The 20,635-nt window shown below is 67.5% G+C and carries 9 protein-coding genes (1 of these 9 cut by a window edge); 6 read left to right on the forward strand and 3 right to left on the reverse strand.

Going from position 1 to position 20,635, the window contains the following annotated elements; genetic code table 11:
- The 4 genes from AC5WS7_RS12050 to AC5WS7_RS12065 all read left to right on the forward strand — a co-directional run.
- On the forward strand, window positions 1-10,564 hold the end of the coding sequence (locus tag AC5WS7_RS12050; RefSeq protein ID WP_495954549.1) for a toxin glutamine deamidase domain-containing protein. Its footprint begins 19,520 nt before the window's first position; only the last 10,564 of its 30,084 coding nucleotides appear in the window; its start codon lies off the left edge, out of view; its stop codon occupies window positions 10,562-10,564.
- Between the two features lie 56 nt (window positions 10,565-10,620).
- Window positions 10,621-11,151, forward strand: coding sequence for an SUKH-4 family immunity protein (locus AC5WS7_RS12055; protein ID WP_495954550.1), 531 nt, complete (start codon window positions 10,621-10,623; stop codon window positions 11,149-11,151).
- Window positions 11,152-11,978: 827 nt separating this feature from the next.
- Window positions 11,979-12,974 (forward strand): hypothetical protein, encoded by a 996-nt coding sequence (locus AC5WS7_RS12060; protein ID WP_495954551.1) that lies wholly within the window; start codon window positions 11,979-11,981, stop codon window positions 12,972-12,974.
- A gap of 209 nt (window positions 12,975-13,183) precedes the next feature.
- Window positions 13,184-16,168 carry a beta strand repeat-containing protein gene (locus AC5WS7_RS12065; RefSeq protein WP_495954552.1) on the forward strand — a complete coding sequence of 995 codons (2,985 nt, stop codon included), beginning with the start codon at window positions 13,184-13,186 and terminating at the stop codon, window positions 16,166-16,168.
- Between the two features lie 104 nt (window positions 16,169-16,272).
- Here AC5WS7_RS12065 and AC5WS7_RS12070 read toward each other — a convergent pair whose 3' ends face one another.
- On the reverse strand, window positions 16,273-17,229 hold the full coding sequence (locus tag AC5WS7_RS12070; protein WP_495954553.1) for an MBL fold metallo-hydrolase: 957 nt from the start codon (window positions 17,227-17,229) through the stop codon (window positions 16,273-16,275).
- A gap of 47 nt (window positions 17,230-17,276) precedes the next feature.
- Here AC5WS7_RS12070 and AC5WS7_RS12075 point away from each other — a divergent pair, with 47 nt between their 5' ends.
- A complete protein-coding gene (locus AC5WS7_RS12075) occupies window positions 17,277-17,696 on the forward strand; it encodes a MerR family transcriptional regulator (RefSeq protein WP_495954554.1) in 420 nt (139 codons plus the stop codon).
- 95 nt (window positions 17,697-17,791) lie between these two features.
- Here the strand turns inward: AC5WS7_RS12075 and AC5WS7_RS12080 are convergent, their stop codons facing one another.
- The gene (locus AC5WS7_RS12080) at window positions 17,792-18,265 is read right to left on the reverse strand and encodes an NUDIX hydrolase (protein WP_495954555.1); all 474 of its coding nucleotides are present in this window, start codon (window positions 18,263-18,265) and stop codon (window positions 17,792-17,794) included.
- Window positions 18,249-19,013, reverse strand: a complete 765-nt coding sequence (locus AC5WS7_RS12085) for a helix-turn-helix domain-containing protein (protein ID WP_495954556.1) — start codon at window positions 19,011-19,013, stop codon at window positions 18,249-18,251. The genes AC5WS7_RS12080 and AC5WS7_RS12085 overlap by 17 nt, the downstream gene beginning before the upstream one ends.
- A gap of 1,257 nt (window positions 19,014-20,270) precedes the next feature.
- Here AC5WS7_RS12085 and AC5WS7_RS12090 point away from each other — a divergent pair.
- Window positions 20,271-20,588 carry a DUF6968 family protein gene (locus AC5WS7_RS12090; RefSeq protein ID WP_495954557.1) on the forward strand — a complete coding sequence of 106 codons (318 nt, stop codon included), beginning with the start codon at window positions 20,271-20,273 and terminating at the stop codon, window positions 20,586-20,588.
- Window positions 20,589-20,635: the final 47 nt, after the last annotated feature.

Raw genomic sequence — 20,635 nt, forward strand, 5'->3', positions numbered from 1 at the left:
TCTCCTGGTCGGCGCGATCCAGCAGGAGCCCGGTTACCTGTCCACGTCGTTCTCCTCGCGCGTCCGGCACATGCCGGATGAGATGAAATACCATGTGGCACTGAGCGTTCCGCCCGGAGCGCGCGGCGTCTACATCGGCAGCGACGCGCGGGACCGGCACAAGCTCGAACTCATCCTGGCACGCAACAGCCGCTACCGGATCACCCGGATCGAACGTCCCGCCCGCGGGCTACCGGTCCTGCACGCCGAGTTGCTGTTGCCGCCGGAACCGGACCGCCCGTCCGGCCCCGGGCCGAACCCGGGACCGTTCCCTGGCGGCACGGACAGCACTGCCCCCTGGGCGGATCCGAAAGGCAAGGGCCGCAGCGACACTCACGATGCCGCCGAAACCGCGCGATCCGATGACGAGCGCGCGGACGATTCGGGCCCGCGGACCCGTCCCGCGGAATCCGGCTCCGGCGCGACGGATTCGGCCGCCGCCGCACCGGCGCACTCGGCCGGCACAGCGGAGCAGCCGTCCAGACCGGCGCCGCCGCCGCTGCTGCTCGCACGACCGAGCGTGCCGCCCAGCACGGAGGCGCCGACTCCCATCGCCACCCGCGCCCGCCGGGAATTCTCGAGCATCCTGAACGCACCGCGAACGCTGGAAGCCCTGTACTCGCTGCTGCATCGACGGCTGCCGGACCTCTCGTTCGACGACCTGCGGACGTTGCGGGCACAGTCCTACGAGCAGCGGGGCCTGGCCGTCCCGGCGGTGTCGCGGGAGAACTTCGACGCATTTCTGCGCGAGGTATGGGACCACCGCGGGTGGATCCGGAGTTCGAGCAACGTCTACGCGCTGTATTCCCGGCCCGGCGGCGGCGCCCGGGCCGAGGATCCGCAGCGGTATCGGGACCAGCTGGTGGACATCCTCCGACACCGCGCCCCCGGCGCGCAGATCGCCACCGACGAGGACGAGCGACCGTTCTCGCCGGGCATGGCTCGTTTCTGGGCGATCGACGATCCCTCCTTCCTACATTTCCGCCGGGTGGACCGCCCCGACGGGATGCGCGGCGCCGACGTCGGATTCAAGATGTTCGTGAACACCTCCGGTAACGCACGACCGCACGTCTTCGGCGAATTCGTCCACAACGTCCTGGACCGGCCGCACGAGTTCCCGGGCGTTCATTCGGCGAAGGTGGGCACCGCATTCCAGCAGCGCGCGGACGGAATCGTGATCTACGTTCGCGATCGGGACGCGGTGGATCGAATCACGGGTTGGTTCAGGGACTTTCAGCACGATCACGCCGACATGTTCCAGTGGGACGTGCCGCGCGGAGCCGAGCAGGTGCTGGCCGGCGTCGGCTTCGGCGCGGAACCACCGGTGGACAGCTTCGGCGAGGTGCGAGCCGAACTGGTGCACGACGCACTGGGAACGCACGGCGGGGGCACCTTCGAGGAATTCCAGGCGGAGGTCCGGAACCTGTTCCGCACCAACGGAATAGACCCCGACCGACCACACCTGCACCTGCCCGGCCACGCCGGCCCGGTCCTGCGCCCCGGCACGACCGGCGAGGCGAGCAGCACCGACGACGGACAGTCGGAGACCACTACCGACGCCGCCGGGCACGACCGCCCGTCGGCGTCGCCCGCGGATCGTCCGGCCGCCGATTCCGCCGCCGCACCGACGCGTCCGGCCGCCACCGAGATCCGGGATCTGACTCCGCAGGAGAACGACGCGCTGCGCGGATACGCCGACGTCCAGCGGGTCCTGCAGGACAAGTTCTCGGTCGCGGGCATGGATGAGGCCGAGGTCTTCCACCTCATCGAACAGATCCGCCCGCACCTGCTCGACGACCTCGCCGGCGCGGCGCAAGCCCTCGCCACCACCCCGCGGAACGCGGTGCACTGGCAACGCCGGGCCGACAACCTCGGCCTGAGCCTGCAGGACATCGCACGCGAGGAAACCCGCGCGAGCGACGACTTCACCGACGACTTCGCCGAATTCCACGCCGGAACCGACTTCGCCGGGTATCCCGGTGCGGACTTGGGAGCGGAAAGTTCCGGCGACCGGTCGACCGGTCCGATCGCCGCCCCGCCGCTGCGCGAAGCCGCTGCGCGCACGCCGACGCCGGAGTTCCGCGAGCTGACCCGCGCGCAGACCGATGCGCTGCGGGAATTCGCCGCAATCGACGAGGCGATAAGTTCCGCCGAACCGTGGGAAGCCCTGGAACTGGCGCAGCGGTTGCGCCCGGAATTGCGGGACGCATTCCACAGCGCGGCGACCGCGCTTCGAGTACCTCCCGAGCTGGCCGTGGACCTACGGCTCGAGGCCGACAACCTGCAGGACGCCGAACCCGGCATCCGGGTTGAGGACATCAGGCGCCGGATCGTCGTGAATCGGCGACCGGCACAGGACAGCAGCGAGCCGTCCACACCGGTCTGGCAGTCCTCCCCGCACGATGGGAACCAGCTGCTGGACGTGCTGGCCGAATTCTCCGGCCACCCGACGCCGGCGCACCTGCGCACCACGCTCGCCGAGCGCATGCAAGCGCATCTCGCGGACTACGTCGAACTGCTTCCCACGTACACCCCCGACGGGCTCGAAGAGCTGAAGGTCGAGAAGCTCCGCCGCGCCCGCTGGGACGCCGAACGCAGCGGGGAGCGCTGGCGGCGCATCCGCCTGCACTCCGAACTCGTCGCGAGGGGCGAACTCGGCCGCGACGATCCGCTGCCCAGGCCCGCCGAGGAGGTCGCGACCGAAACCCGGCGCCGCGAGCAATTCGAGGAATCGGCAAGGCAATTCGACGAATCCGTGCGCCGGCGCGCGCAGGATCGGCTGGCGTATCTGCTCGACGCGGTGCGTGACCCGAACCGGCCCACCGACCATCTGATGAGCGCGGACCTCCTGCCCATCGCCGCCCGGGAACTCGGACTGAATGCCGTTGTGCTGCATCGCGATGCGCCTCGCGACGTCTACCACCACGGCGCACCGGACGCGCCGTTCGCCCTGCTGTACGCCTCCGCCGAGCACCCCGAACATCTGCGGATCGCCCGGACCGCCGACGGCGCACCGCTGCGGCTTCGCCCGGACCAGCTGCACACCCCGGCCGCATTCCAGCCGCCGCCGGGACACGAGTGGCGGCCGGAAACACCAACCGGAACCGAGCGCCCGGGCATCGGGCATATCGACGAAAACCACACCCGGACATTCGATTCCGACGCCGAGGGCCTGAACTACGGCGAGACCGTCCTGAACCAATGGCAGCTACTCACTCCGGAGCAGCAGCACGCGGCGTGGGCCTATCACGCTTCGGCGATCCACAACACACTGTTGCGCGAAGGCAGCGACCGGGCGCAGGAAGTCCTCGACCGAGGGCGTACCGCCGGCGAGCACATGGCGCTGCTGACCGAACTGACCGGCCGGCAGGAGCCCTCGCTCGCCGAGCTCACGGCACATCGCCGAGCCGGGGAAGCGCATGTGCACGAACGGATTCCGGATCCGTACCGCGCGAACGCCGCCTGGCGGCTGATCAACGCGATCTCGAACCGGAACGACCCGGAGTCGACGCTCAGGCAGCTGATCGCCGACGATCAGTTCTACCGGGTGACCCTGCAACCGTTCTTCCAGCGCTACTTCGGCACGTCACCGAGCCTGGAGGTGCTCGAGCACGGTATCCGCACGCTCGACCGGGCGATCCGGCCGCTGCCGAACACCGAACCGTTCCGGGTCGTGCGCGGCCTGACCAGCATCGGCTTCCTGCGGGATCGCGACGGGAATCCGATGTCCTCCTGGCGGGATCCGGCCGACCTCGTGGGCGCCGTGCAACAGGAGCCCGGCTATCTGTCCACCTCGGTCGGTCGTGACTTGGCCACCATGCCGGACGGCCGCCGATTCGAGTACCGGGTGAATTTCACCGTTCCGCCCGGCGCCGAGGGCCTGTGGATCGGCCCGCGCAGCGGCGTACCCCGCGACAACGAACTCCTGCTCGCCCACGACACGCGCTACCGCATCACCGGGGTCACCCGAGACGAAGCGAACGACATGCTCGTCCTCGACGCGGAGATCCTGCCCGCCCGCGTCTCCGGTCCGGTCTCATCGGACCCCCCGCGCACCTCCGGGAATTTCGAACCCGCCGCCGGGGACACCTACTTCGGCCGCAACCTGCAGCAGCAGTTGGAAACCGAACTCGACGGCGAAACCCACATCGCCCGACCACAACTCGAACGCCCCGACCCGGGTCCACAGCTACTGAGTCCCGACCAGCAGCTACAGCAGTTGACCCTCACCCAGCGCGAGCAGCTACTGCCGATGCCGGCGGTTCCGACCAGGATCACCCGCCCCGCCGGTGGCGCCGACATCCTCACCCTCGTCGACCACAACGGCCGAGTCGAACGACTGGCGGCAACCGGCGCCAAGGTACCGGCACGTCTCGTCGAAGATCCCGGCCTGCCCGCGCACTATCGGTTCAGCGGACCCGACGGACAGGTGCACAACGTCCTGCGAGATCTGTCGCAGGACTTCGTATTCGACCGGACCGCGGGCACCGACACCGGCACACTGAGCTGGAACGTCGCGGGCGGAGGCATCCGATTCCTCGCCTTCGACCAACACGGCCAGTGGCAACCAGCGCATCTGCCGTACGACGCCGCACTCGTGGCACGGGAGGGCAACAGGCCCTGGCAATGGGTGAAGTACCCCGGGAATTTCCCGTGGATTCGCGTCAACACCTCCGGCGGTGCGCTTCCGGCGCTGCCCGAGATACGCGCACGATACGACGACCCGCTCTTCGGGCCGAGCGGGATACCCGAACCCGAAGAGGTGCGCCAGGGCTCGGCCGGGGACTGCTCGTTGCTGGCCGACCTGAAATCACTCGCCCAATACAACCCCGGCGCGATCACCGAGATACTGCACGACCACGGCGACGGCACCGTCAGCGTCCGCTTCCTCGCCGAACGGCAGGACGGCGACGCCGCTCTGGAATGGGTGCGGGTCGAAAAGACGATCTATGTCACCCCGGGCACCGATACCGGGTACTTCATCCGTCACGAACCCGGAGAACCGCTCTGGGCCACCATGATCGAGAAGGCATACGCACACCGGTTCGGCAACGGCGACGGGTACCGAGCGATCGAAGGAACACCGATGACCACCGCGGCCGCGCGCCTCGGCAAGGGGTTCCACCGGGCCGAAGACGGCTGGTTCGCACAACCCGTCGCTCGGTTCAGGAACGTGGACATCCTGCATCCGCTGCGGTTCGACATCGACACACTGCACGAACTGGTGAGCGACTACATGCGCTCGGACACGACGAACGGCGGGCCCCACACAGCAGATCTCGAATTCTCCCGCCAACTCGCCGAAACCTTCCGGGACGGGCACACCGGACAATTGGCGCTGTTCAATTCCACCCGAGCGCGCCTGGCCACCCGCCACCACAACGACCCGAACGCCTTCGCCATCGCGTGGCAGGAGTTCTTGCGCACGCAGAACTCCACGCCTTCCGCCGACTTCCGCGCCTATCTGGATCAGCTCCATCCACAGCAGTGGGGGCGCGAAAAACATGCTCTCACAGCCTATTTCAGCGAAATCTACGACGGTCGAGCCCAGGACCGGGTGCTGTCGAGCAGGGCCGGCACCGCGGCCCGGGCGATCGGCAGCCGCATCGAATGGGCTCTGCGCCGCGGGACCACGGTATCCATCGGAACCGATACCTTCGGGGGCTCGGGCACAGTCCCGGGCCTGACCCAGAATCACGTCTACACCGTCCTGGCGATCGAACACGACGAGGCCGGCGCCCCGGTGCGCCTGCTGCTGGACGACCCGTACGGCGACCACGGCCACTACCCCATGCCGCGTGCCGGTATCGAATATCGCCTCGACCCCCGCGGAACCGACCACATCGGCGAACCGAGCACTCCGCCCCGCCAGAGCCCCAGAGGCACCGAATACGGTACCTACTCCAGCGGCACCCGGTATCGCCGCGAGCCCGACGGCACCGAGTACGGCACCGAGCCGGACGGCCTGCGCTACCGCCGCGACCCCGACGGCACCGAATACGGCACCGAGCCGGACGGCACCCGCTACCGCCGCGACCCCGACGGCACCGAATACGGCATCGAACCGGACGGCACCCGCTACCGCCGCGAGCAGGACGGCACGATCCAGTACACCTACCCCGGGGGCGGCAGACTCCGCACGGCCTCCGACGGCACCCGGTACTCGACCGAACCCAACGGCGACAAGGAGCGCAGAGCACCGGGCACCTCGGATTGGATCCCCGACCCCGACCGCGAGGACCCACCCGACACCACGGTCCCGCGCCGCGGCGGCATCCTCGCGGTCGACCTCACCCACTTACCGAAGTTCCTGGCGATCGGCATGAGCGGACCAGGAGCCCACGCCCTCTCCGCACGCCCGCAGCCCGAGGTCCAGGCGCAGGACAACCAGAACAGCGTGCTGGGCATCCGGTCCGGCGAACCTGCCGGCCACATCACCACAGCGCGATCCCGGACCGCCGCGGCACTGCCGGACCTGCCTCACGAACCGGCCGGTACGCCGCATGCCGCGGGCGCGTCCGCAGCCGACCAGCCGGCTCGGCCGTCGGCGGAGTCCACCGACGGAACGATCCGGCCGGCGACCGAGACCGTCCCCGTGGCGTTCACATCCGAGACCGGCTCCGTGCCCGAGCACCCCTACGCACGCGCCCTGGGCGCGGCGCTCACCAGCGACCGGCCGATCGACTTCGCCCGGGTGCTGACCATGCTCGAGCACGCGCACACCTCGCGGGAGACGCTCGACGACGCGTTCGCCCGCACGCACGGCCGCCCTCTGAAGGACGTTGTCCGCGAAGCGGTTCAGCAAGCCAGACTGTCCGCCTCCCAGGAACGCCGGATGGCCCGGCTGATGGGCTGGCAACCGAAACAGGACCTGCCGGCCGGGGTTCGCCCGCCCCGCACGGCGGCACGTCCGGGCCAGTCGCCCGCGGCGTTGCCCGCGGTGCGCGAATACGTGAAATCGCTTCTGTCGGTGCGTGATACCGACGGCGCACTGGCCTTCGTCGAACATCTGAACCGCAACCCGCGCAAACTGTGGGCGGTCCAGGACGCCTACCGGAACGAGACCGAGGGCCGCGATCTGGCCATGGATCTGCGCAGCGGCCTGCCGGAGGACAAGGACTATCTCGACCACATCTTCGCCGAATCCGCTGAGCGGCAAACGTCCTGGGCCTCGGACGACGAGCGGGTGCCGGTGGAGTGGGACACCGCCCGGCAATGGTTCGAGCACCTCGACACCATGACCTTCGAGCACTGGTCCGGTGACCACCCGATGCCGCACGGCTATCTCGACACCGGATGCGTCCAGTTGGCGCATCACGTTGCGCTGGAGTTGATTTCGCTGGGCACCCAGCCACGCAAGATCCTCGTCAACGGCGAGGACCTGCGAATGAGCCAGGCCCTGCCGGACGGTACCGCCAAGCTCCTGAACTGGCGGCACCACGTCGCCAACCTGGTCTACACCCGCAACCCCGATGGTGTCCCCGAGTGGATGGTCTGGGATCCGGCCGTCGCCCGCGAACCGGTGAGCCAGAACTCCTGGCTCGCGAAACTCCACCTCGATCCCGGCCGGGCAGTGCGCGTCGAGGGACCGGCCGAGCGGGTCATCGAAACCTTCGCCGCACGGCGCGCCGCGGACGACGCCGCAGACCGCTCCTGGATGCGCTGGACGCAGCAGGGATATCTGCGCGATCAGACCGTGGTCGTCACGGACGCGCACGCGATGGCCCTGGCCCCCGGACGCCTGCTCCCCGCACGCGGCGAGGACGACGTGCACCGCCCCGAATCGTTGCGGGAACTCGACCGGACGCTGGCGGACGCCGACACCGACGAGCGTCTGCTGCAGAGCCTGAACATCATGGCGCGCCGGACCCTGGGCGGGCAGATCCGCGACGCGGTGCAGGACTATTTGCGCACACGTCAGGCCGAAGGCGCGGCACCGGTCGAGACCGACATCCTCGCCATCATCGATTCCCATGCGACGGGCAACCCGGCACGAGTCGGACTCGTCGACGAAAACCCGGCACTCGCGCGATTCCTGCGATCGCACCTGCCCACCGAATTCCACCGCTTCATCGTGGGTAATCGCGATACCGACTCCGACCACGAATACGCCTCCCAGCTCGCCGCCGCCTTGCACGGCGCGGATCGGATCGACTTCCCCGCGATGCTGGACACGCTGCGGCATGCCACTGCGCAACGCGATCCGGCCTTCCTGGATGGCGTCTACCGGATCGGGCACACCACTCCGCTGGCCGCCGCGGTGCAGCAGGCCCACGAGACGGACCGGTTGTCGGCCGCGCAGGCATCCCGGGTGCGGCAGCTGATGGGCTGGGAACCCGCGACGATTCCCGCATCCGTGCCCGCGGTGCCCGAGCACCTGGAGAACGGCCCGGCGCTGCGCGCATACACCGACGCGATACGCGACCGGATCGATTCCGGACAGCCCCTCGCCGCACTGACGATGGTCACGCAGCTGGACCGCGATCCGCACGCGCTGTGGCCCGTCCAATCCGCGTACCGGACCGCCACCGGCGGCCGCGAACTGCGCGATGATCTGCGGACCGCCCTGCCCGGCGAACACGACTACATCGACCACGCCTTCGCCCGGCCGAGGGACGCGGACCCGGCCCCCGTCCTGGAAGATACGGCCACGGACTGGATCCAGGCACTGAGCAAACTTCCCTTCACCACCGAGGTCGGGTCGGCCGAACGGGCCGATCTGATCGCGTCGGCGCTGATCCGCCAGGGCACCCATCCCCGCACACTCGTGCTCACCGCCGAGGGGATGCGGGCGCCGACCACGGTGCCGGATGCCTTGCGCCGCAACGTGTCCGCGCAACAGTCCGTGCCCATCGGCCGGTACACCGCCAACCTCGTGCACACCGTCGAGGGCGACGTAGCCGCCTGGCAGGTCTTCGACCCGGCCCTGAGCAGGTCACCGATGCTGATCCAGGAGGTCCTCACCCACCTGAACGCACCGGCCGACGCCCGAACCCACGTGCTCTCCGTCCCGGAAACACTCGCGGCACTCGAACAGCGCGTCACATCGCACCCGGAAACCGAACTCGGCAACCCGGCCCGCGCCGCGGACCCGGGCTCCGCGCGACCGGTCTTCCCGGCTCTCGATGACCGGCCCGTGAGCACATCGCCGTCGACCGCCGCACCCGGAGCCCCGGCAACGGACACACTCGTCCCCGCACCGGGGGATTCGGCAACTGTTGCCGAACAGCGACTGCCGCAACCAGTTTCACCATCGTCCGAAGGCAGCGCCCCGCCCGCCCACGGCCTGTCCGAGGATCGACGAGCAGTCCTCGAACAGGCCCGGGAGCGGCGTGCGATGCTCCGGACAGCGACACCCATCGGCCCCGCCACGCCGGTGGCGGCAAATCCGCGCAGCGCCGCGGCCTCCTTCGATCACCTCCGGTACGAACGGGCCGGCGATGAGGATCTCGTGGCGCCGGTCGCGGTGGCGCGGATCGTCATGCATACCGACCTCGGCGCGGGCGTCACTCCCGAGCAGGCCCGAGAGTTCTGGCAAAGAGCCCATCTGGCAACGGATTCGGAGTTCGGACGCGGCGAAATCCTGGAGCCGATGCAACTGCTGCACGTCGACCTCGTGGCCACACAGAGCCCAGCGGATATCGCCTCGGCGCACCTGAACATCACCATCGGTCACGACCACGGCCAATGGCATCCGGACATGTCCGTCGAATCATTCACCGAGCACCTGCGCGAGCACCTCGGCCTGCCGCGCACCTCGGACCCCGACGGATTGAGCGCGGAGGATCTGCGGCACCTCACCAACGCGATGGCCCGCGCACTCACCGCATCCCGGCTCACCGGCCTCGGCAACACTCGCCACTACGGAATCGACTACCTGCAACCGTTGGAGGACAACAGTTTTCAGCACGATGTCGAGGATGCCCTGCGCGACGGCGACCGGTTCCTGGTCGGCGCGGACCCGCGCGACAACGACTACGGCACACTCGTCAACGCCGGCGGGATCAGCGAACCCGGCCGCAACAACAACTGCATCGATACGGCGCTGGCCGGTCTGGCGAGCTTCCTGGGCGATCCGCAGGTCGCACTGCCGCGGTGGCTCGACGACCGCTGGGGTGAGGCGGGCGGCATGCAGCGCGCCCAGAACTTCCTCGGCAGCCCGATCCGGAGCTTCCTGTCCGCCGGTGACATGGACAGGCAGTTCGCGGCACTGCACGAATACATGAAGCAGCAGGGCCCCGGCTCTGCGGCGCTGGTCCACAACATCTGGCAGAAGCAGGACCCGATCACCGGGCAACCGCTGTTCCACCCGAGCGGGTATCCCGTCCTCGGCGATATCGGCCATGCCACGGTGATCGTCTACCCGGCGACCGTCGCGCCGAACCGCACGCCGGGGCCGGTGTGGTGGGACCCGCAGAGCGGCGCCACCTCAGACCACCCGCCCGCCTGGTTGGTGAACAGGTCGGCACATCTGGAATACCTGCTCGCGCCCCGCACGCCCACACCGGCCGGACCCGCCGGCTGACCCGCACGACGGCGACCAGGCCCGCGTAACCTGCTCGCCCCGACAAGGAGCCGCACATGCCAGACCTCAGTACCCGGGAACACACCCGCGCGTACCTGACCGAGATATTTCCCGCCGACGCTCGGGAATGGCGGATCTACCGGTTCCAGCACGGCTGGATCTGCCAGCCGGAACCGACCGAGGAACAGATCCGGGCGGGCCGGGGTCTCGGCCGGGCGAACCTGCTGATCGACGCGCGAACAGCGGTGGTGCTCGAGTATCCGAGCTGGTCCGTCGATGCGGTCGCGGACGACTACACGACCACCGAACGAAACGGCCTGCGCCCCAACGGCAGACAGGTCCACCCGCCGCAGTGGCGGGTGACCATCCATCGAACCGGGGAAACTCCCGGTTCGATCGGCTACCACGTCCGGGCGCTGTCCCTGGCAACACCGCCGGCCGATAACGCCGAGTACGACCTCACCATCGACAAGCAGACCTTCCAGCGCGAGGGCAACGGCCCCCTGGCGGGCACCGTGATCGCCTGGGCGGAGGCGCGGCACAGGGAACACGGCGGCTGGCCCGCCCAGGGCACCTGGGAACTGTAACCGCACCGCTCCGTCAGGGAGACGAAGCCGCCCGGTGAATCGCCCGGCTTCTCGTGACGAGTGAAACACCCAGTGCCGGACGGCGGTTCGGATCGAAGTCGGCGGATGGCCGCCGCGTACCCGGGCGAGCGCCCCGAGGATGTCTGCAACGACGTTTACAGCCAGGCGATCCCCGCCGAACGCTATCGTGATAGCCGGATCCGACGAACATCGCGGCTCAGCGCAACACCCTCCGCTCGAGACACGCCACGCTGCGTAGCAGCTCCAGCCCGGCGGTGTGGTCGTTGCGGCTTCGACCCGGGCCGACATGCGAAAAGGGACGAAAACGGATCGGATGCGTTGCCCCGCAACATGGTCGGGGGATTTTAATGGAAATAGCTAGCCATTAATCGAGTCGGGGCGACCACCAGATGCAGTAGCGGAAACACCATCGCGACAAAGGAGGCAGTGCCATGCCCACCATCACCTCCCTCTCGCCGAGCTCGGGGCCCGTCTCCGCGGACCGAACCGGCAACGGAGCCTGTCGCTTTGCGGTACCCGCTTCGACCGGGCTCGAGACCGTCCACTGCGCCGGCTTTCATCGGCAGCACCGCAGATACCTCGCGCGCCATCGAACCGGACACGGAACTCGTTGCGGGTCAGCGTGGGTGAGCCGAGGACGGCACAGCTCGTCGACGCCGCGGTGGGTGAGGTCGACAACGAAGGCTCCTGCTCCCGTGTCCGAGTAAGTACTCCCGCCCCGGACAGGATGTGCGGTCTGTCCGGGGTGCGATTCCAGGTCGAGGCGCCGTTACAGAGCGGCTGCAGAGGTGGCAAAGGGGGTTTCAATGGCTACTGTTCTGAAGATGCTGCTGGCCGAGCGGCATCTCAAGACTCATTCGGATTTTCTGCTCGCATACGACAGGCACGCCGCGCGGCTCGATCCTCCTATCCCTCCGGGTTACGGACCGGCGAAGACACAGTTCTATCGGTGGCTTTCGGGAAGAATGGTCGGCCTTCCCCGCGACTACCATTGCCGCGTATTGCTCGAAATGTTCCCCGGCTGGACGATCGAGCGATTGTTCCAGATGACCGAGGCTGTACCGATCGCCGCTCGAGCACACGAATTGGGCCTCCCCGGAACGGATATCGAACTGGAGGCATTCCTCGGGACCGAAATGGTCACCAGCGGGATCACTCTCGTTTACCCGAGCTTCGAACTGCCGCTGCGGCAGGGGCAAGCATTCCGAACTGCCGAAATTCCCCATCGATACACCTTCGAGCGGAAGGCCCATTCATACGCGGCCGAACACCGCTCGGATGTGCTGACCGCGCTACCGGACAAGGAATTTCGCGGCCTGCTGTACATGTTTTCCGCGCTCCAGCGCCGCACCGGAATTTTGACCGAAGTCCGGAGCGATCGGTACGTCGTCGCCCACAGCGACCGTCCCTATATCAGCTTCGGGCTGGCTTGCAACGACTGCACACGTCTGTATCTGGAAAGTGTCGAGCATCCACTGTTCACTCTCGAAGGCAATGTCGCCGAGGACGGTTCACAATTCGAGCAGCTGGAGTTGGCGGACGGCAGCCGGTTCGGCTCGAGCCCGGACCACAACATCGGCATCATCGCCCGGGTGCGCCCCAGCCCGGATCTACACCCCGACCGATACTGGATATTCTGTGCGGGCTTGGGCCCGCGCGGTACCACCGGGGCAAGCTGGTATCTCGCCAATTTCTGGATCCCCTTGCAGCGACGCGCCGGTGACCGCGAATTCGTCGCGGTAGTCGATGTCGGTGCGAACTCCGACGATACGGCCCATCTGCAGTATCTGCTGATCGAGTAGCGATCCCTGCGCCGGAATCGCCCTCGGCTACGCCGATGTGGCGAAACCCGCGGACACCCGGCGGAATCCGAGCGGACGAAAACGGACGAAAGTGGACGAAAGCGAACCGCAAAACCCTTGCCGGACAACCGATCTCAGGACGTTACTGGAAGGAGCGGGCCCGCTACCCCGAGAATCATCACTACAGCAGCAAGGGGAGGCCGACACCAATGCCTACCATCACGTCCATCTCTCCGACCTCGGGTCCCACGACCGGGGGCACGAGCGTCACGATCACCGGCACCGGTTTCATCGGAACCCTCACGGTGCAATTCGGCATCATCCCAACGGTATTCACCGTCAATTCCGCCACGCAGATCACGGCCGTCGCCCCTCCGGGGCTACCCGGCACGGTACAGGTCACCGTGACCGGCTTCACCGGAATCAGCAACGGCGTTCCCTACACGTACGTCGCGGCCCCTGCACTCACCAGCATCACTCCCAGTTCGGGGCCGGTGGCCGGCGGGACGACCGTCGTACTCACCGGGACGGCGCTGACGGGTGCCACCTCGGTCAGTTTCGGCGGGACCCCCGCGGCCTCGTTCACGGTCAACTCGCCCACTCAGATCACGGCGGTGACGCCCGCTCATACGGCGGGGACAGTGCTTGCCAGGGTCACCACAGCGGGCGGCACCAGCAACGGCGTCGCGTACACGTACGTGGCGGTTCCGACCCTCACCAGCATCGCACCCAACGCGGGCCCGGTGGCCGGCGGGACAACCGTGGTGCTCACCGGGACGGCACTGACCGGTACGACGGCGGTGAGCTTCGGCGGCACACCGGCAACCTCGTTCACCGTCAACTCACCCACCCAGATCACCGCCGTCACCCCGGCGAGGTCAGCGGGCACGGTGGCGGTCACCGTCGCCACCCCGGGCGGAATCAGCAATGGCGTCGCGTACACCTATGCCGCGATCCCCGTCCTCATCAGCATCGCTCCCAATGCAGGGCCGGTGACCGGCGGAACCACCGTGGTGCTCACCGGGGCTGCCCTGACCGGAGCCACCTCGGTCAGCTTCGGCGGCACACCGGCAACCTCGTTCACCGTCAACTCCCCGACTCAGATCACGGCCGTTGCACCAGCAGGGTCAGCGGGGACAGTGCTGGTCACCGTTACGACGGCGGGCGGCACCAGCAACGGCGTCGCGTACACGTACGCGGCGGTTCCCACCTTGACCGCCATCGCACCCAACTCGGGACCGGTGACCGGCGGGACAACCGTCGTACTCACCGGGACAGCATTGACCGGAGCCACCTCGGTCAGCTTCGGCGGAACCCCCGCGGCCTCGTTCACCGTCAACTCGCCCACCCAGATCACCGCGGTCACCCCGGCCGAACCGGCGGGCACGGTAGCGGTCACGGTCACCACCGCGGGCGGAACGAGCAACGGTGTCTCCTACACCTATGCCGCGCTTCCCACCCTGACCACGGTGGCGCCGAACGCCGGACCGGTGACCGGCGGAACGACCGTCATCCTCACCGGAACGGCATTGACCGGAGCCACCTCGGTCAGCTTCGGCGGAACCCCCGCGGCCTCGTTCACCGTCAACTCGCCCACCCAGATCACCGCGGTCACCCCGGCCGGATCGGCCGGGACGGTACTGGTCACCGTCACCACCGCGGGCGGAACCAGCAACGGCGTCGCGTACACGTACGTGGCGGTTCCCACCTTGGCGACGGTGGTACCGAACGTGGGTCCGGTGGCGGGCGGAACGACCGTCATCCTGACCGGAACGGCACTGACCGGAGCGACGGCCGTCAGTTTCGGTGGCACACCGGCGACCTCGTTCACCGTCAACTCGCCCACCCAGATCACCGCCGTCACCCCGGCCGAACCGGCGGGCACGGTAGCGGTCACCGTCACCACCGCGGGCGGCACCAGCAACGGCGTGTCCTACACCTATGCCGCGGTTCCCGTCCTGACCGGCATCGCTCCCAACTCGGGTCCGGTGGCCGGCGGAACGACCGTCGTACTCACCGGGACTGCACTGACGGGCGCCACCTCGGTCAGCTTCGGCGGGACCCCCGCGGCCTCGTTCACCGTCAACTCGCCCACCCAGATCACGGCCGTCGCCCCGGCCGGATCGGCCGGGACGGTACTGGTCACCGTCACCACCGCGGGCGGAACCAGCAACGGCATCGGGTACACCTATGCCGCGGTTCCCACCCTGACCGCGGTGGCGCCGAATGCGGGACCGGTGACCGGCGGGACAGTTGTCGTGCTGACCGGGACGGCTCTGAGCGGAGCCACCTCGGTCAGTTTCGGGGGTACACCGGCGACCTCGTTCGCCGTCGACTCGCCCACTCAGATCACGGCGATCGCCTCGGCCGGATCGGCGGGAACGGTGCTGGTCACCGTCACCACCGCGGGCGGAACCAGTAACGGAGTGCCGTTCAGCTACGTGCCGGTTCCCACCCTGACCGCCATCACCCCCGGTTCAGGGCCGGTGACGGGCGGGACCACCGTGGTGCTGACCGGCACTGCCCTGACCGGGGCGACCACGGTGAGCTTCGGTGGTACACCGGCGACCTCGTTCATCGTCGACTCCGACACCCAGATCACCGCGATCACCCCGGCCGGACCGGCGGGAACGGCGCTGGTCACCGTCACCACGGGCGGCGGAACCGTCGACGGCGTCGCGTTCACCTACGTGGCGGTTCCCACCCTGACCGCCATTGCCCCCGGTTCGGGGCCGGTGGCGGGCGGGACCACCGTGGTGCTGACCGGCACGGCCCTGACCGGGGCGACCGCGGTGAATTTCGGTGGCACACCGGCGACCTCGTTCACCGTCGACTCACCCACCCAGATCACCGCCGTCACCCCGGCCGGGTCGGCGGGGACGGTGCTCGTCACCGTCACCACCTCGGGCGGAACCGTCGACGGCGTCGCCTTCACCTATGCCGCGGTTCCCACCCTGACCACGGTCGCTCCGACGTCGGGCACGACGGCCGGCGGGACCGCCGTCACCCTCACCGGGACGGCCCTGACGGGCGCGACCGCGGTGAGCTTCGGCGGCACACCGGCGACCTCGTTCATCGTCGACTCCGACACCCAGATAAGCGCGGTCACCCCCGCCGAGCCGGCCGGGACGGTTTCTGTCACCGTCACCACCGGAGGCGGAACCAGTAACGGCGTTTCCTACACCTACGCCTGACAACCAGAGCAGCTGGGCCGCCGGCAGGGATCTCCTACCGGCGGCCCAGTTGCGTGGCCGTCGCGCGATGTCGGGGATCGCCGCACGAGCGGTGATCGTCGAATTCACGGCAGCGCCCGCGCGGGATCGATGCGGTGCGTCGCGAACCGGCTGCTCGCGTCGTGATCGTGGGTCGGGACAATGGTCACCGTGTTGCGGGCCAGGTGCAGCCGGTGCAGCGTCCGGAAGGTCGCGTCGCGGTCCGCATCCGCGAAAAGCCCTGGGTAACTGGCCTTCTGGCGAATATCCTCGATCTGTAGGTGGTGCCACGCGGCATCGCCTGCGAGCAGTACCCAGCCGCTCGAGGCGTGACACAGGATCCCGATGCTGCCCGGGGTGTGACCGGCCAGATCGACGAGCACCACACTGCCGTCGCCGAACAGGTCGTGGCTGCGGGTGAAGGTGAGTACCGGCGGCCCGTCGAGGTCGAATCGCTCCAGCGGACGATCGCGCAACGAGTCGCGCACCCCGCCCACCGGAGCGACCACTCCCTCGGTTATCCACCGATGTTCGTCGCCGTGCAGGTGAACCGGCAGCCCGGGAAAGTCGAGCAGACCGCAGACATGATCCCAGTGCGCATGGGTCGGCAGCGCGAAATCCGGTGCGGGAAGCTGTGTTTCGCCATTCAAGGCGGTGACCGTCGCGATCGTGCCGGCGGGCGGCCGAACCGCGACCCGCAGGATCGCGGGCAACTCGGCGATGGCCCGGCGCTCGGCGTCGAGGCAGAAACTCGGATCCACCAGGAAGGTGGCCTCCGGATGCCGGACAACGAACGAGGTGAGCGAATTGCGAATCCGCTTCGGCTCGAACCGCCCCTCCACGACCATGGCCGTCGGCACCGAACGCGGCACCTGCTCCAGGGTCGTGATCTCGACCGTGCGCCGCGCGACCGGCAACCCCGCATCGGTGATCGATCGCAGGAAAGCCTCGTCGGGCCTGCGCGGCCGCACCATCCCGCGCACCAATCCCGTTGCGGCGGAGCAACATTCGAACAGACTTGGACTGCGAACTGTTTTCGACATGCCGGAACGCTAATACTTGATGTCGACATGAAGTCAAGGAGGCGACCGTGACCACCGAACCGACCCTGCGCATCGGCGACGCCGCCGCGATCCTCGGCATCGAGGCCCACGTCCTACGCCACTGGGAATCCGTAGGCCTGCTACACCCGCCTCGCACCCCCGCGGGCCACCGCACCTACACCCAGCAAAGCCTCGACACAGCCCGCCTCATCCGCACCCTCCAACGCACCGGCCTCTCCCTGAACCAAATCCGCACCCTGGGCACCACCCCCCGCCCCACCCGCATAACCCTCATCGAATCCAAACGCGCCGAACTACAAGCCCAAATGCACCTCCTGCAAGCCACCGACACCTTCCTGGCCCACCTCACCACCTGCAGCCACCCCCTGATAGCCGACTGCCCCGAATGCTCGAAGTTCAGCCGCGTGGAGCCGGTCCCGCAGCTCGAGCACTCGCCGATTCCTTGATCAGCGCCGCCCGCAACGTGCCCCACGCACTCCCCACCTGTCGGCAATCTCCACGGCCCAATACGAACGCCCCGCCCGGTCAGGACTGCGAGCGTTCACCCCAGGTACGGCACGCCCCGGTTCTCTGCATGATGCTGCAACCGAAGGCGCACCGTAGGGTGCACCGGCAACGATTCCAGTTCTTCCAGTGTGAGAAATTCCACCGATGTGGATTCGGTTGAGACACTGAGGGTTCCACCGGTCGCCCTGCCGTAGTAGACAACCGCGAACTCCTGCCGAACCTCTCCGTCGGCGTATGCGATCACGTGTGCAGGGTCGGTGTAGATACCGAGCAACCCGGTGATCTCGATATCGAGTCCGGTTTCTTCCCGAGTCTCGCGTACCGCACACTCGGAGAGCGTTTCCCCTACCTCCATGATCCCGCCCGGCAGAGACCAGTTACCCGAGTCCCCGCGTCGCTGCATGAGCACACGGCCGGAGTCGTCTACGACCAGAGCGGAGGCACCCGGTTTCAGTGAGTTCGGTTCCGGCGCTTGCGGATCGTTGTAGTAGTCACGCCGTGAGCCCACGAGAGCCCCCTTCGGTGTACGGCAGGGTGGTTTGCCATACCTGCTCGAACTGGTCCGCGAAGGATTCGAATATCCCGTAAGGGGATAACCGCCGTAGGTACAAGGCGGTGTGCTGGTATCCCCTGGCACGGAACAGATATGGGGTGACGATCATCTCGTCATCGAACCGAAAAACCGAGTTGTACAAGTGCGTTGAGTGCAGACCTACCCGGCACCCTGGGGTATCCGGCAACGGTCCGAGCATGGACAACGCATTGCGTATCCGCCCCGGAAGCGTGCCGTTCATCTGCTCGAGGGTGTCGCGTTCGGCTACGTGGTCACAGCCCGGGTCGGCGAACCCTAACCGGACATCACACCCGGCTAGGCACTTGGCGGCTATCATTTCGGAGGCTTTAGGCAGTAGTTCGAGCACGAACGGATAGGCGTACCCCATGATGTCTATCCGCTGGGTTGCCTTGTGCACCAAAGAAATCCAGAGATCGTTAGGTATCTCGGAGCGGTGCGCGTAAGCGCCCAGAACCTCAGCGGTAGCGGGTGCCCCGGCTTGGGTGTCCGGCCTAGCGGCAGGCCACAGCGTCTCTTCGGTTTCGCCGAGTAGTTCGGCTACCCGGACCCGTGTCCGGCGGTGTGGTGTACGACCGGCGAGCCACCGGTTCACTGTCTTCACGTCTACGCCTGCCTTGTCGGCTAGCTCGGCAGAGCTGAGCCCTGATCTGAGGATTGCGGTTTCCAGCCTCTGCTGAGCCATACCCTCAAGGCTAGGGGGCATTCGGGACGTTTGAAGTGTCTTCGAAAACGTCCCCGGCACGGTTCTAGCGTCCGGCGGTTGTTCATACCTTCGAATCAGCGCCCGGGGTTGGTGACGAGAGGCCCGGCCCCGGGTGGCTTTCCAGCGACTTACTACAGGGGTTGAGATGAGCACAGACGGGAACGAAGTTCCCTCCGGTGAGTCGATCTCGGATCGGACCAGCTACGAATACGAACAGGGCAGGGGCACAAGGCTTTACATGTTTCCCGGTGGAGTGCTCGAAGTGCAAGAGTCCCCCGATAGCGCTCCGGGTACCGGCGTGTACTTGGAGCGCCGACAGTCTTGCAACGACGCACGAGCATTCGACCCTGGTGAATGTCCGGATATCGCATGATCGGGATCAGCGTTGCGTTCGCGGTGCCGTTGGTGGCGTTCTTCGCTGTGATGCTCTGGCCGAGGAAGGACTGAGCCGATGGCGACCACCAAACTCGGCGACGTGTGGTGCGTGTGGTTCGTGGCTCCGGACCGGTCGTTGGCGGTCCGGGAGATCCGGACGCCAACCACGACGATACGCACATGGGGCACACCTTTGCGGGCGCTGGAGTTGACGTATCCGGACTATGCGGAGCTACTCCGCAAAGCGGACCGAGAGCTTGCCGACATATCCGGTGGGATGCCCGACCAAAACCGAAACTGCAGGGGGCGAACATGATTCGGTTCCCGGCATCAAAGGCTGAGCGGGCGTGACGATACTCGACCAGCGCTCCGAACCAGGTTCGTACATGGCCCCGGAGTTGGCTGACGGAGCTAAGGCAGAACTGTTACCGGTCGAGGTAATCGTTCGGTTTCGCGATGCTCTGAAGTACGGAGACCATCGAAATCCCAAGGGGGACAGATGAATATATGTATAGGTCTCGGCTTAGCTGCTGTGCTGGTGGGGCTGAGCCCAGCGCTTACGGTCGGCACCGGCCCGGCGCACGCTGTGGGCGGGGTGGCCTGGTCGGCGGACACCGTTGCGGCGCAACAATGTCCGGTCGGAGTGCAGACGTCGCACGACGGGGTGCCGGGGCCGGTGAAAGAGTGGTGTGATCAGCAATACCAGCAGATGGCATCGAAGTGCAGCGAGACGTATCACGACGACTCCCGGCGGGCAGCTCAGTGCCATCGGGAGGCCGCGCAGTGGTACTCGGATTGCCTCGCGGGTAAGCATCTGAATCTGGCTTCCGGCCCGCCGGTGCGCGGGGTTAGGGTTCGGCAATGACCGCTGACGAATTGAGCCTGAACAACTACGGCGAGTTCGGAGAGCCGATCGCACGACGTGAGCTGAACCTGAAAGCCACCGGCGCACCGGTGCTCGTGGATCTGGCCGCGCCCCGGATGCATGCGCTCGGCTGGGTATGCCCGTACCGGATCACCGGCATCGGTGACGAGCCGATCACCGGGTCTATGGCCGGAGTCGATTCGATGCAGGCGCTTCAGAACGGAATGATGATCCTGGACGCAATGCTTCAATCGACCGGCGCGGCAGTGACATTCGACGGCGGCGACCCAGGCTTGAAAATCACGCTCGGCTGAGCACAGAGCAAAACCCCGTCATCCGATCGACTGGGTAACTCTGCTGG

This window comes from Nocardia sp. PLKS1-43 (assembly GCF_059510335.1).